The sequence below is a fragment of the Pseudoalteromonas porphyrae genome (assembly GCF_001298125.1).
Classification (GTDB): domain Bacteria; phylum Pseudomonadota; class Gammaproteobacteria; order Enterobacterales; family Alteromonadaceae; genus Pseudoalteromonas; species Pseudoalteromonas neustonica.
In genome coordinates, this window is sequence record NZ_LHPH01000022.1 from 24,396 (window position 1) to 38,025 (window position 13,630).

The 13,630-nt window shown below is 40.3% G+C and carries 15 protein-coding genes; 8 read left to right on the plus strand and 7 right to left on the minus strand.

Annotated features, from left to right (window positions below; genetic code table 11):
• Positions 1-10: 10 nt before the first annotated feature.
• Positions 11-2,350, plus strand: coding sequence for an Ig-like domain-containing protein (locus ADS77_RS16440; protein WP_152960636.1), 2,340 nt, complete (start codon positions 11-13; stop codon positions 2,348-2,350).
• 42 nt (positions 2,351-2,392) lie between these two features.
• Here ADS77_RS16440 and ADS77_RS16445 read toward each other — a convergent pair whose 3' ends face one another.
• On the minus strand, positions 2,393-2,704 hold the full coding sequence (locus ADS77_RS16445) for a hypothetical protein (RefSeq protein ID WP_054206078.1): 312 nt from the start codon (positions 2,702-2,704) through the stop codon (positions 2,393-2,395).
• A gap of 181 nt (positions 2,705-2,885) precedes the next feature.
• On the opposite strand from ADS77_RS16445, the gene ADS77_RS16450 reads away from it, so the two are divergent.
• Positions 2,886-3,479, plus strand: coding sequence for a hypothetical protein (locus ADS77_RS16450; protein WP_054206079.1), 594 nt, complete (start codon positions 2,886-2,888; stop codon positions 3,477-3,479).
• Positions 3,480-3,482: 3 nt separating this feature from the next.
• On the opposite strand, the gene ADS77_RS16455 is transcribed toward ADS77_RS16450, so the two are convergent.
• Positions 3,483-3,854 (minus strand): hypothetical protein, encoded by a 372-nt coding sequence (locus ADS77_RS16455; RefSeq protein WP_054206080.1) that lies wholly within the window; start codon positions 3,852-3,854, stop codon positions 3,483-3,485.
• 66 nt (positions 3,855-3,920) lie between these two features.
• Here ADS77_RS16455 and ADS77_RS16460 point away from each other — a divergent pair, with 66 nt between their 5' ends.
• Positions 3,921-4,364: a TerB family tellurite resistance protein gene (locus ADS77_RS16460; RefSeq protein ID WP_054206081.1), complete on the plus strand. Its 444-nt coding sequence runs from the start codon at positions 3,921-3,923 to the stop codon at positions 4,362-4,364.
• Positions 4,365-4,695: 331 nt separating this feature from the next.
• Here ADS77_RS16460 and ADS77_RS16465 read toward each other — a convergent pair whose 3' ends face one another.
• Positions 4,696-5,265 (minus strand): NADPH-dependent FMN reductase, encoded by a 570-nt coding sequence (locus tag ADS77_RS16465; RefSeq protein WP_054455391.1) that lies wholly within the window; start codon positions 5,263-5,265, stop codon positions 4,696-4,698.
• 127 nt (positions 5,266-5,392) lie between these two features.
• On the opposite strand from ADS77_RS16465, the gene ADS77_RS16470 reads away from it, so the two are divergent.
• On the plus strand, positions 5,393-6,277 hold the full coding sequence (locus ADS77_RS16470) for a LysR family transcriptional regulator (RefSeq protein ID WP_054206136.1): 885 nt from the start codon (positions 5,393-5,395) through the stop codon (positions 6,275-6,277).
• 8 nt (positions 6,278-6,285) lie between these two features.
• On the opposite strand, the gene norR is transcribed toward ADS77_RS16470, so the two are convergent.
• The gene (gene norR / locus ADS77_RS16475; protein WP_235575803.1) at positions 6,286-7,869 is read right to left on the minus strand and encodes a nitric oxide reductase transcriptional regulator NorR; all 1,584 of its coding nucleotides are present in this window, start codon (positions 7,867-7,869) and stop codon (positions 6,286-6,288) included.
• 144 nt (positions 7,870-8,013) lie between these two features.
• Here norR and ADS77_RS16480 point away from each other — a divergent pair, with 144 nt between their 5' ends.
• The 3 genes from ADS77_RS16480 to hmpA are packed head-to-tail and all read left to right on the plus strand — an operon-like array spanning position 8,014 to position 10,719.
• A complete protein-coding gene (locus ADS77_RS16480; protein WP_054455393.1) occupies positions 8,014-8,283 on the plus strand; it encodes a hypothetical protein in 270 nt (89 codons plus the stop codon).
• Entirely contained in the window at positions 8,283-9,515 is a 1,233-nt protein-coding gene (locus tag ADS77_RS16485) for an NnrS family protein (RefSeq protein WP_054455395.1), read from the plus strand. The genes ADS77_RS16480 and ADS77_RS16485 overlap by 1 nt, the downstream gene beginning before the upstream one ends.
• 22 nt (positions 9,516-9,537) lie before the next feature.
• Positions 9,538-10,719: an NO-inducible flavohemoprotein gene (hmpA, locus tag ADS77_RS16490; protein ID WP_054455398.1), complete on the plus strand. Its 1,182-nt coding sequence runs from the start codon at positions 9,538-9,540 to the stop codon at positions 10,717-10,719.
• Positions 10,720-10,901: 182 nt separating this feature from the next.
• Here the strand turns inward: hmpA and ADS77_RS16495 are convergent, their stop codons facing one another.
• Complete coding sequence (locus ADS77_RS16495) at positions 10,902-11,555, minus strand: endonuclease (RefSeq protein WP_054206086.1); 654 nt, start codon at positions 11,553-11,555, stop codon at positions 10,902-10,904.
• 202 nt (positions 11,556-11,757) lie between these two features.
• Positions 11,758-12,468 carry a hypothetical protein gene (locus ADS77_RS16500; protein ID WP_054455399.1) on the minus strand — a complete coding sequence of 237 codons (711 nt, stop codon included), beginning with the start codon at positions 12,466-12,468 and terminating at the stop codon, positions 11,758-11,760.
• Between the two features lie 208 nt (positions 12,469-12,676).
• On the opposite strand from ADS77_RS16500, the gene ADS77_RS16505 reads away from it, so the two are divergent.
• A complete protein-coding gene (locus tag ADS77_RS16505; protein ID WP_054455401.1) occupies positions 12,677-13,057 on the plus strand; it encodes a hypothetical protein in 381 nt (126 codons plus the stop codon).
• Here the strand turns inward: ADS77_RS16505 and ADS77_RS16510 are convergent.
• A complete protein-coding gene (locus ADS77_RS16510) occupies positions 13,035-13,496 on the minus strand; it encodes a PaaI family thioesterase (protein ID WP_054206089.1) in 462 nt (153 codons plus the stop codon). The two genes, ADS77_RS16505 and ADS77_RS16510, sit on opposite strands and share 23 nt — an antisense overlap.
• Positions 13,497-13,630: the final 134 nt, after the last annotated feature.

The window sequence follows — 13,630 nt, forward strand, 5'->3', positions numbered from 1 at the left end:
CGCGTTTTTTGTGAGTCAAGGAATTAATTTACAGCATTACATTTTTTTATTTTATGGGTACAATCCACAATATACTAATGATAAAAATCAGGTGAATTACGTGAATTGTAAGTTGCAAAGAAATTTTTGGGCGCTTTTAGTCGCTGCTTTAATGATTGCTGGGTGTGGTGGTAGTGGAGGTGGCGCAGAAACTCCCGTTGAGCAGCCATTAACGGTTTCAATAGATGGTCCAGATAGTGTATCGGAGGATGACGGGTTTACCTTACAAGCCAATATAAATAAAAGTGGTACTGATGTTGTGGTGCATTGGTATGACTCTGGAAGAAGCCTCATCAGTGAAGAGGCTACATTGAACATAGAGCCATTCGATGTAACAGAGGATACCTCTGCGGTGTATAAATTGTACGTTGCTCATAATGGGCAAGAAGTTGAGATTGAACATACAATTGAGGTAAAACACCGTATTAATGTTGAAAAGAAACCAAAAGATGCAGCAAAAACAGTTTTGTTAATACAAAATTTGTTACTAGAAGAAGCGCAAACTTTTAGTAATCAGCTATTAGCGAAGCTTGATGGAGAAGATATAGAGCTCGACAAAGTGTGTGAAAACGGGGGCTTATATACACTTTCATATCTGGATAATGATGATTCCAGCACTATTACAGGAGGGGATATATTGCAGCAATCTTTTCAGGATTGCTCGGATAATTATCGGAATGCATTAAGTGGCCTCAGAGTAGTCACGATTTTAGACGCTGATTTACAAAATGGCATCATTGAGTTTAGTGTCAATAATGATGATATTAAAACCTTGGAAAGTACTTACTCATATAATGAGCTAATGACGTTTAAGGGAAGTTACTCAACTCGCTTTGCATATTCGCCGAGCACTCGAACCATTGCTATAGCTGTAAATGAAAAACTTAAAGGAAAAGCTTTAAAGCCATTTAGTTATGATGAAACTTTTTATTATGTCAACATTAAAGAATTAACGATTGAGAAGGTAATTGACTTTGATACAGCAACATACAGCATAAAAACAAATGGTACTGTTGATGATACAAATTTGAATGGTGAATTCAGCTTTTCTCAAGAAGATGCTTGGTATGGGTATTTTATGGAATATCCACATAAGGGCTCTATTAAAGTTAGCTCAGAAAAAGAGTCGATACTACTAGCCAGTAATTTTGTTTCAGATTCTGATAAGTTAAACATTAGCTATGGTGAAGAACAGCTCCAGCTTCATTGGTCCACCTTCCTTCCCGAAGCTATGTCTACGTTTAATATGTATAACAATATCAGAGCATTTCGTGCAGATAATTTTGATCGAGTACTTGATCCTGGAAGTGTTAATAATAATTCAGTTCAGTTGGATGGCCCCGTACCTCTAATTTTTTCAAGAGCTGTAGCAGCTGACACTTCTGCTTCTGTACATTTCCAAACTCAATCAGGGTACGACTATATCAATATTCCTGGTAGAGTTGAGGTTGCTGGCGCGTTAATAAATATTTACCCAGAACAGCCATTAAAGGCTGATACAGACTATGATTTACAGGTTTCGGGTATTACAAGTGTCACAGGGCAAGAGCATGATTGGATATTTTTAGATATAAAAACAACAGATAGTATTATTCCTAATTTAACAAGCTCCAATTATTTCTATCAAGACAATCAATATCCTACGTTGAGTATTGAGGACAGTATTTTAAATAAAGGGCAGGCTCTATCTTATCAATGGGTTGATTTAAATGGTGTAGGCATTGAATTTGATGACGAAAATGCAGTTTCTACAAGTTTTAGTTTACCAGAAGGAATTAAATCAGATATCACCGTTGAAGTGATACTTACTAATGACTTAGGCGATCTTGCAAAGGAAAGAATAACTTTACAGTATTTGCCTTACTCAGGAACGTATCTTTTTATAGATGGCATAAAAGATGATTATGTTAGCTTAGGGAAGAAGATCATAAAGACGCAGGAAAAAGGTAATTTCTCTGTGTCGCGTGATTCAAATAATCAATCTCATTTAGAATTTACTTTTGAAAGTGATGAAAGCAGTTGGAGTTTAAATCTAAAAGCCCCTGGTGATGCAAGCTTGTCTGTTGGAGAGTATTTAAATGCTACCCGTTACCCTTTTCAAGGTGAATCGTCGGCAGGTTTAGATCTCTCTGGGGAGCATCGAGGGTGTGGTAGGCTTTATGGGCAATTTGAGATTTTTGAGTTAGAAGAAAATGCTAAAAATGAAATCCAAAAATTGGCTGTAAATATTAAGCAGAGTTGTGAGAGCAGTGAATCTCCAGAATTAAAGGGCTATATCCGATTTAATTCAGCAGTGCCTTTGAATCCATAATTATAAATAATGAAACGCGGCTCAGGCCGCGTTTTTTTGTGGTTAATACATATAAGCAATCGTCAAACCTAGTACTGCAAGTGCAAAGCAAATAGTCATACTAATAGTTTTAAGCTTTTTAAATTGGCTAATTTTTGGGTCATCTAGGGTTGAGAACATACCACTTTTTAGTGATTCATTTAAGTTAGCAGCAATAGCGGAGCGCGAAGTATCGCCTAGTGTATTTTTCGCTAATTGTTCCCATTGAGTTGGGTATGTCTGCTCTAAGTAAGTCAGTAATGCGTTATATTTTCGGTTTTGTATAATGAATAGCGCACAAATTAAAATGAACGCCAACAAAGGGTAGTTTTCCATCTCATCACTCTCAATTTATTTCTTATAAAACATAAGTTTTTACATCCAAGCGCAAGTGCTGAAGCCTTCTTTTAACTATCGCTGATAGGCTAACTTATATCTTAATGGCCACTCACCGTGATTACTTCCTTTGCTTTTACAAAAACGCTAAGCTGCTCTTTTATACTTTTAGGAATTTGCTATGAAATTATTAACTGTGGCTACTTTATTGCTGGCTTCTACGGCAGCTTTTGCACGCCCAGCGCCGTTGGTGTCTATTCCAAGTCATGATGGCTTTTTTGATAATATTGCTGCCCATTGTGGCAAAGCGTATGAAGGAACGGTAACGGTTGATAATGCCGCGGGCCCTAGTTCGTTTGCGGGTAAGAAGTTAGTAATGCATGTGCGTCGTTGTGACGAGCGTGAGCTGCAAGTTCCGTTTCATGTAGGTGATGATGCGTCACGTACGTGGATCATTACAAAAACAGGTAGTGGCTTGAGCTTAAAACATGATCACCGCCATAAAGATGGCACTGATGATATATCAACTATGTATGGTGGTCATACGGTTGATGCGGGTTTTGAGAGCGTGCAGTCTTTCCCAGCTGATCAATACTCAAAAGAGCTGTTTGTAAATCAAGGCATTCCACAGTCGATTGGTAATACATGGCAGATGTATATTTACCCTGAAAAGTTTACTTACCGTTTAATTCGCCAAGGCCGCGAGTTCCGTGTTGATTTTGATTTAACCAAACCAATCACACCACCGACTGCGCCTTGGGGTTATAAAGACTAAAGATTAATCTTTATTTGGCTCAGTTTCACACTGTAGTAATACCGTTAAAGGTGGCTGATAGGCGTGTGGCTTTGTGGGCATTTGTTCATACTCTTGCACGCCGCCAGTCACTTTTAGCATAAAGGTGTTACCACGGCATAAACGGTTTGCGTGGCGCAGTAAAAATACGCTTTGGTTTTTAAAATGCGGGTAATCGTCTGACTGAATAGTGAGTTGGTAGTTATTGTCGTCTAACTTAGTCTGGTGATAATGGACTTTTTCATCAAAGTCGTAGAGTTTTTCGGTATTGTTCTTTTTTGCGTTTGCGGGATTGCTCCCCAGCAAAAGTGTAAGCGTGGCTGTTATTGCTAAAGCAGTGACTGTTTTTCCTCTCATAAAGCTTTACTCCATTATTGTATTGCACCTATGATTTAAGTCTAACACCCATAATAGGAAAATGTGATGTTCAAGCAAATTAAGCAGCTTTTTTCGACATTTAACGATCAGCCCGCTCAGATACAAGAGCACGATCTTAAAACTGCGGTAGCGGCATTATTGATTGAGGTAATGCGCGCAGATAGCGAGCAGCAAGATGATGAGTTGCAAACTTTAAGTGCAACTTTAAAAAAGTATTTTAATTTGAATGATGCAGAAGTTAGTGAGCTCATGCAAAGTGCTGGTAAGAGCTTAGATGAAGCGATTGATTATTTTCAGTTTTCTAAACAAATAAATAGTCAATGTAGTGCCGGGCAGCGAATTGACATTATCGAGTTACTATGGCGTTTAGCGTACGCTGATGGGCAATTAGATCCACAAGAAGAATACGTTATACGCCGTGTTGCAAACTTACTATATGTAAATCATACCGACTTTATCGCCGCCAAACTGGCAGCGACAAAGCAGTAAGTAACCTGAGTTCGTGATAATCTATATCTTAAAATTCAGATTAAGCTAGGCTGTTTATACGTTGTAGATGAGCAATCACATAAAGGCCAGCTGCGAATAGCGGTGATTCAACCAGTGCGTGGCCAATATAAATACTAAAATTAAACCGCTGTACTCAACAGTTAAAGTTTTCTGCTCGCCTATTTTTCCAAAGTCAGCCTCATGCCACCTTGGCAGTACGAGAAAAGGCATCAGCATGCGCGGGGTCAGCTGGCGTATGCCAGCGGTGGCAACGCCGGGCCAGTATTTTAAAAGTAGATAGACCGCTAATTATTTAACCTCGAAAACGAAGTTATTTATTAAGTTTGCTCGCTACGCTCACAAGTTGTTGTGCAAGGCTAGCCACTTTATCGGCTGTAACGGGGTCACTGATTTGTCCACTTTCATCAAGCACAGTGTGTATAGCAGGTACTGCTAGTTGGTCAGCTAATACCAAGCTACCAATGCCTGATAAAATATCACGCACATGATTTAAGCCACGTAATCCACCCAACCCCCCCGGCGATGATGCATATAAAGCAGTTACTTTATTACGAAAAGCAGGAACCGCACCTTGCTCTGTTCGCGACGCCCAATCAATCGCATTTTTAAGTACGGCAGTAATTGAGCCATTGTATTCTGGGCTAGCGAGTAAAATACCATCAGCTGCGCGTAACTTGTCTTTTAATAACTGTGCGCCAACGGGTGTGCCTTGTGCTTCAATGTCTTCATCAAACATGGGTAAATCTAAATCGGCAAGTTTAATAACTTCAACCTCTGCACCGCTTTCTAATGCAAAACGTGCTGCTTCATTAATTAATTTTTGGTTAAAGCTGTCTTTACGTAAGCTGCCTGCAAGGGCAATAATTTTTGGTGCAGTCATGGTGGTCGCCTTAAATGTAGTGATTGGGTTTGTCTGTTAGCTACTTTAACAAATATTTACTTGCAGAAAAGCCAAATAAACGCAAAACTTATGTGCATATACGCACAACTAAATGATGAGTTTGAAAGTGGCGATTCAATTTGATGATTGGCAAGATGTAAAAGTGGCCTTTGAAGTAGCCCGATTAGGAACTTTAACCGCGGCAGCAGAAGTACTTAATGTGCACCATAGTACGGTATTAAGACGTATAAACAATTTAGAAAAAAACTTAAACGCAAGGCTGTTTCATCGCCATGCCCGTGGTTATAAAGTGACGGAAATAGGCGCTAAATTATTTACCACAGCACAATCTATTAATGGCGAACTGGAGCGTTTACATAACGATATAATTGCAGCCGACAGTACATTACGCGGCAGTTTGCTGCTTACTACGGTCAGTGGTTTTATAGATGTACTGAGTGATGTTTGCGAGCAGTTTCAAAGTTTGCACCCGCAGGTACAACTTGAAGTGATTTTAGATCAAAAGCGCTTGCGACTTGATCATGGCCAAGCTCATATTGCTGTGCGCGCTGGTCCAAGACCTGATGAAGGTGATTATATTGCGCAGCATTTAGCGCATTTATCATCGGGGCTTTATGCATCACAACGTTATATTGATAAATATGGGATACCTAAAACGGTGAAACAACTGCCGTTACATAACTTTGTGTCAGGTGTAGTCGGTTACAACGCAAGAGTGCCTTATTTTGCATGGGTTGATGAGAATATTCCAGCTGGGCAAGTTAAGCTACGAGTGTCAGAAACATCAGAGGCAACCCGTGCTATTGTAAAAGGATTAGGTATTGGTGGTTTGCAGCATAATGTGGCGGCGCAGTATCCAGATTTAGTGCAAATTCTACCTAATGAACTTAGTTGGCCAACAGATCTATGGCTTGTGACGCATCATTTGGTACATAGAACAGCGAAGGTGCAGGCATTCAGCCAGCTTTTAAAAGCCTATTTTAAAAAGTAATGTGTAAATTAAATGGATTTTTTTACTTCAATACCAAGGCGCTTAGCGAGCCGTACTAAGTTAGCGCGATCAACTTTTAGTGTTCGTGCCACACTGGCCCAATTATAGTTATGTTGTTCAAGTTGTTGGCTTATTAAGTGATGCGTAAATGTATCTGTTGCTTGTTTGAGCGAGAGGTTGTGATTATTAATTTTATCGCTACTCTCTACTATGAGTGTCGTCGGTGGAGCGGGAGTTGCATTAAGATTAAGCTCACAATGGATAGGTTCGATAGTGATTATTGCTTGTTGCCACTGACTTTGTTTTGCTTTTAAGGCTGCACGGCTGATCACGTGCTCAAGTTCGCGGACGTTGCCTGGCCACTCATATTGAGTGAGTAACAATTGAGATTCAACGCTGAGTTTTAATTGTTTGATGGCGAGCTTACGAGCAGTTTTTTCAACAAAGTAGCCCGCGAGTAAAATAACATCGTTTTCGCGTTGTTTTAGTGGTGCAACATTGAGGGGGTAAACACTTAAACGATGATATAAGTCGGCTCTAAAGCGTCCTTGGGCGACTTCGTCTTTTAAGTCTCGGTTAGTGGCTGCAATAACGCGTACATCTACATATTTTATCTCATCTTCGCCAACAGTTTGGATCTCGCCGCTTTGCAATACGCGCAATAGCTTGCTTTGCATGGCAAGCGGGAGCTCACCAATTTCATCTAAAAATAACGTACCGCCATCGGCCAGTTGAAACTTACCTTGGCGCGCATTATGAGCGCCAGTAAATGCGCCTTTAGCATGCCCAAAAAATTCACTTTCGGCGAGGTTCTCTGGTAATGAAGCACAATTTAAGTGTATTAGCGGCTGTTCACTACGTTTTGAATGCAAATGTATGTTGCGAGCAACAAGCTCTTTACCTACGCCAGTGTTACCTTGGATCAGCACGCTAAACTCAGAGCCTGCGACGAGCTTAATATCGTTTTTTAGGCTTTGTATTGCTGGGCTTTCGCCGATGATCTCGATGCCATCGCGGGTGATAGCTTCGTGATTAAGCGCTTGTACTAAAGCGCTGCTATGTTGTGCGTGGTGCTGATACTGCTGTAGTTGCAGCGCGGTATGCAAATGCGCGGCGCACAATGTGCCAAGCTGAGCTAAGTAATCAAGGTTTAGTGTATCAAATGCGTGCGCATCAAGGCTGTCGAGTGTGATCACGCCTAGTAATTTACCTTCACTATCAAGCAAAGGCACACCTAAACAAGCATGCACAGGAATATCGCCCGTTTTAGCATACAACAAACCATCGTATGGGTCAGGGAGTGGGCAATCATGGGCAAATTGAAGTGGTTGACTGGCGCTACAAATGGCTTGTAAACGCGGGTGTTCATCAATAATAAAGCGCCTGCCGAGCGTGTCAGGCATGAGACCTTGAATAGCCACTGGCTTTAATACATCACCTTGGCGTGTAAGCAGTGCAATTGCATCGCTAGGCACGACCTCATTAATGCATTGGATCAGTAACTCAAAATGTGGGTTTTGGGTGCTGAGCGTGGCTAATTTAAGCGCGCTACTAATCAAGGTATTGTTATTGAGCATGTCAATTTGACTCATATGTGTTTATTTGCACTTTCAAGGATGAGTCATAATGACATGGTTGTCAATGTGTTTAATTTTAAGTTTATGTATTTAATAGGAATTTAATATTGGCTCGCTCTGTGCAATAGCTTGTTATATGTAACGTAGTGAGGGTTTTTTATGTTGATACCAATATCGAATGATTATTATCCTGCTTCCACTGTTGGTGATTTTTATACTCGCTTACTAACGGGGGCAAATGTTGCTTTAGGTGTAAGTACAGTGTTTATGCTGGTGACGGTTTTATTGAGTTATCCGTTTGCTCATTACTTGCCGATGACGTTACAAATAGTGGCGCATATATCAACAATTCTTGCTGCGACTGTTTTGAAAATTAGTTATGTGCTGCGCTGTGTGGCGCTTAATGGATTAGGAAAGGAAGTACGCTAATGCAACCAATAAATCTGACGGAACCAGTGCCTGCACGCATTAAGTTTTATCAAGTAAACCAATGGCCATTATGGATGTTGGCATTTAGGCCTTATTTTTTAGCCGGTGGTCTACTGGCTTTTTTTTCGATCGGTTATTGGTTACTTATTTTAACGGGCCATGTTAGCTGGGGCTTAAGTATGCCCGCGACACTTTGGCATGCGCACGAGATGATGTTTGGCTTTGCCGGTGCGGTTGCTGTTGGTTTTTTATTAACAGCGGCTCAAACGTGGACCGGTGTGCCGAGTTTAAGTGGTTACAAATTAATGCTACTCACGGTGATTTGGCTCCTTGCTCGAGGTTCATTTTTTATTACTGGATTGGGGCTCGAGAACGCCAATTTATATGCGGTATTATTTTTCCAATTAATCTGGTGGCTAGGCGCAATTGCAGCGCTGGCAAATATGCTACTAAAAGCCAAAAGTAAAAATAACTACCAGTTTTTGCCAATACTAGGTGCATTGTGCGTGCTCAATAGTGTTTATTTATGGCTCGCCATTGAGCAAAAAATGCTGTTGGCTTTGGCTACTGTCGATACCGCCGTTTTGGTCATGACCTTATTGGTAGGCGTGGTGGCAGGGCGAGTACTGCCCTTTTTTACCGCTCGCGGCTTAGATTTAGCTGAACAAGTACGTATTCCACGTTTGGATAAAGTGCTGCTTTACAGCTCGTTATTTGCTGTCGCGTTTTATTTTATCAGCCAACTATTCATATCAAGTGTTAATCCCGGTTGGGTATTGGCCGTTGTTGCTGTATTGCATTTAAGCCGCTCATTGTTGTGGTGGAATAATAAAATGCTCAAAGTGCCACTGCTATGGTCGTTGCACTTCTCGTATCTAGCTCTTGGGTTTGGTTTAGCATTGGTTGCACTAAGTTTCTATAGCCCTGTTATTTTGTTTAAAGACGCACTACATATGATCACCATCGGTACGATTGGCATGATGATTCTTGCGATGATGACACGCGTATCTCATGGCCATACAGGCCGGCCTTTAATTATTCCACACACAATGGCCGTGGCGTTTGCTTTGGTGCTTGTTGCAGCGATTGTTCGTTCGTTATTACCCTTTGTTATTGGGCCGCATATTACGTGGCAGCTAAGTGCTGTTTTGTGGTTAGTGGCCTTTTTGTTGTTCTTGATCCATTGCATTCCTATTTTAACGCGGCGTCGTGTTGATGGGCGTAATGGTTAGTAATTTAGCTTTAGGAAGTAGTATGTTATCTGATAAAACCATTGAAATAGTTAAAAGCACAGTCCCTTTGTTAGCTGAGGCCGGTACTGTGGTTACTGATCATTTTTATAAGCGTATGTTTAGCCATAACCCTGAACTGCAAGATATTTTTAATATGGCTAATCAACGCAGTGGTCGTCAGCAATTTGCGCTTTTTAATGCGCTGGCTGCATATGCCCAAAATATTGATAATTTAGGTGTTTTGAAAGAGTCGCTTGCGCGTATTAATCATAAGCATGCCAGTATGCATATTTTACCGGAGCATTACCCGATAGTTGGCGGTCACTTAATTGGCACATTAAAAGAGCTGATCCCAGAGCAGTTTACCCCAGAAGTTGAATATGCTTGGCGTGAAGCGTACGCATTACTTGCAGATATCTGTATTACCGAAGAAGCGGCTTTGTATGCCCATAGCAAAAATAACCATGGTGGTTGGTCTGGGACGCGTCGTTTTATCATTGCACATAAGCAGGTTGAATCGCAGTTAGTGACCAGCTTTATATTAAGACCATTAGATTCAAAAGCAGTGATCACTCATAAACCCGGGCAATATTTAGGGATTAAAGTACAACCCGATAATGCACAGTACAGTGAGATCCGCCAATATTCTATTTCACAGCAAAGTAATGGTAAAAGTTACCGTATTAGCGTGAAAAAAGAATTGCTTCCAGCACCGGGGATTGTGTCTAACTATTTACATTCATTGGAAGAAGGCAGCTTTGTTGATCTTTATCCGCCAGCGGGAGATTTCTTTCTACGTTCAGAAGATAAGCCTGCGGTATTAATCTCTGCGGGCGTTGGGCAAACACCTATGTTAGCAATGCTGCAAACATTACTAAGTGAGCAATCTAATCAGCCAGTGACGTATTTACATGCCTGTGAAAATAAACAACAGCACTCGTTTGATCAATTTATTCGTGAGCAGGGCGAAGCGCATGCTCGATTAACACACCATACTTGGTTAAACCAAGGTGGCGAGGAGTCTGACTTTTCAGGTTTAATGGATGTTGCACGTGTTGCTGAGCAATTACCACTGGCAGAAGGCGACTTTTATATTTGTGGGCCAAGTGGTTTCATGGCGGCAATTAAACAGCAGTTACTTACTCTAGGCGTGGATGCTGCACGCATTCATTATGAGGTATTTGGCCCACATCAAGATCTTTAACTGGCCTGAAATTAGGTCGGGTGCTTTATATATCCAAGTCACCTCAAGACGCTTGCATCTTGAGGTGACTTGGCTAGAAAATATAAAAGTACCCTTTATAAAGCTTAATATTGCGGATTTAATAAAGCGAGTTTACGCGTCAATATTTGACTTATTGCGAGTTAGCCCAATCAACCGTTTACCTATAACTTGGTGTTGCTGATTTTTTGGGCTAATTCTTGATGTTGCCATGCGCTAAATAGCTTTTGTTGTTTGCTCGAAATTTTTAATCCATACGTTTTTTGCATATAAAAATAAGCATCTGCGATACGTTTTCTCGAGTAAAGAGGTGGTTCAACTACGCGTTGTTTAAAGTCGACCTTTACTTGGCAACGGCCATATTGGCTAGCATCCCCCGCTATCATTCCAAATCGATAATTAGAGCGATCTGCATTTATTTCACCAATGGCTGGCGCGAGGTTATGTATATCGGCTTCCATCTTACGAAATTGAGCACTGGTTTTAACGCAATTTTTTCGCCCGCCATCTTGCCAGCATTGTAGTTGGTGACCAAATTCCCATGCAGGTACAATGTGCTCCCACTCAATGCGTACAGCGCGTGCATTTGGTTTTCCTGAGCGGGTTATTGCATTACGCGGTACATAACCGCACTGAGTTGGATCGGGAACGAGCTTTTTACCTTGGCGTTTTATGTCGCAGCCACAATAAATGCTTTTAGCGTCGGTAGGTAATGTTTTGATTAAATGTCTTTTCGCTGTAGAAAAGCGAGTAAATTGCTCGGCATTAAGGTTAAAACTAAACAACGATGCCAATAAGGCAATAATAAAATACGGCATATCCAATCACTTAAGTGAACTACAGGAGGGCGTATTTTAGAGTTATTATTCAATAGCGTAAATCAGCTGAACGGACGAGCTTAAGTACTTAATAATTAAACTAATGTATATTTTTATAGATCAGAAAGTTTACATTGCATATTTTTATATGCAATTTAGTCGGCGATGGCGTGTGGTTATCGCCATCACCATTAAGAGAATTTTATGTGCGAGTTCGTTTACGTCGAGGCAACCTGAAGTTTTGTAGTAGTAAAATAAATCCAGTGATACAAAATAACACGCTACAGGCAGAAAAACTGATCAGTAATGGATTATTAAAGTCTTCTCGTTCGTCGTAATCCATAATATGTAGCATCCAAAAAAAGTCAAAAATACGCCAAATAGTACTGCGTACAGTAATAACGTTTCCATTATCTGCTGATAGATATAACGTTGTGCTAAAGGAGTCATCAAAAGTTACTTGCCAAATATTTTGTTTATAACCCACCTCACGAGGGCCTGTTGTTAGTATTACAGCATTATTAACTTTTGCTTCTATTAATAAATGAGCGTAGGCATTTGCAATAATTTGGGTTTTACTCGGTGCTAAAAGCGGGCGCCCAGTAAGGCCATTAAAGCTATGCTCACCTTCGCTGTTATTCACTGTAATTATTGGGGTGGTTAAAAAATGACTATAAGTTATTTGAGTTGGCTGTGGAACTTGCAAGACAATATTATCAAGTGAGGTAGGGTAATCGGCTTGATTAAATGGGTTATTAATTGAGCGTGCTGCAAGATGCTTACCGTGCACTTTTTCAAGAGGGATTGCGCTCATTACTAAACCACCTAACAACCAGGCAAAAATTTGAATTGCTAGTAAATACCCGAGCCATTTGTGAAATTTACGAGCGTGTTTAAAAATGCGTTTATTCATATTACTACCTGTTTGTTATTATTTTTCAGCGCGGTATTTTATAAGCTATACTCGGTTTGCCAATGTGGCAAATTGTCGCATGTAGATTTTAGCTTAGATAAAACGTTGAATTATGTATCTTGAGGTGACTTGGGGATAGATTATTTGGTATAAAAGCAAAAATAGGTTAAAGTTTGCATTGTTTTTAATGTGAGATAAAAGAGAAATAATGTCGGAAATTCAATTTTTAAATGTAGATCTTGAGCTTGAATCCAAACAAGATATTAGCCTGTTAGTTGCAGACTTAAAAAAGAGTGCTGTGGTTTTACATTATGATAAAGATGAGTACCGACAGCTTGCACGCATTGAATCTAAAGGAGAAGTAACCTCTCCTGATAAGGCGATTAATCACTTATGCGAGTTAATAGAGTCGTGTTCGCGTGCAGCATTAAAACAATGGTTATCGTGCTCAAAGCGTACTTTTGATCTTGGCTTTGAATCAGGTACCTCGCCAAAGTGCTTTAATCAAGCATTACAGGTTGATACCTTGTTACGCATATCTGCAATAGGTGCCGGTGTTGAAATTACTATTTATCCTGTTCAGAGCTAATTTTACGCTCAACAACTGCTGCGGTCATCCTCGATACGCAGCATAATTCACCTCGGCTGTTGGTTATTTTTACTTCCCATACTGATGTTCGCTTACCCAAATGCAGTGGCTTAGCTATTGCTGTTAACGTGCCATTACGTGATGCTTTTAAATGGTTCGCATTGATCTCTTGTCCAACGCAGTAAAAGTTTGTGAAATCGACCACAAAATTAGCGGCATAACTGGCGACGGTTTCAGCTAAAACAACATTAGCACCACCGTGCACTATTCCCATTGGGTTATGATGCTCAGGGATGGCTGGCATAGTTGCAACGAGGTAATCGTCACCAATTTCACTAATCTCAATGCCCATGGTTTTCATTAATGTGCCTTGTCCACTTATACCGTTATCAAGATTTTTGCATTGTTCAAGGGTGATAGGTTGATACCAAATACTCATATGTTCATATTCTCCAATGGGTTTAAATTTACTTTATACTTTTTAACATTCATATCGGTAACTTCATACTAATAAATTCAATCAATATTTATGGTTTTATTTAAGCCAATTTAAATTTGCGATTTTCATATAAC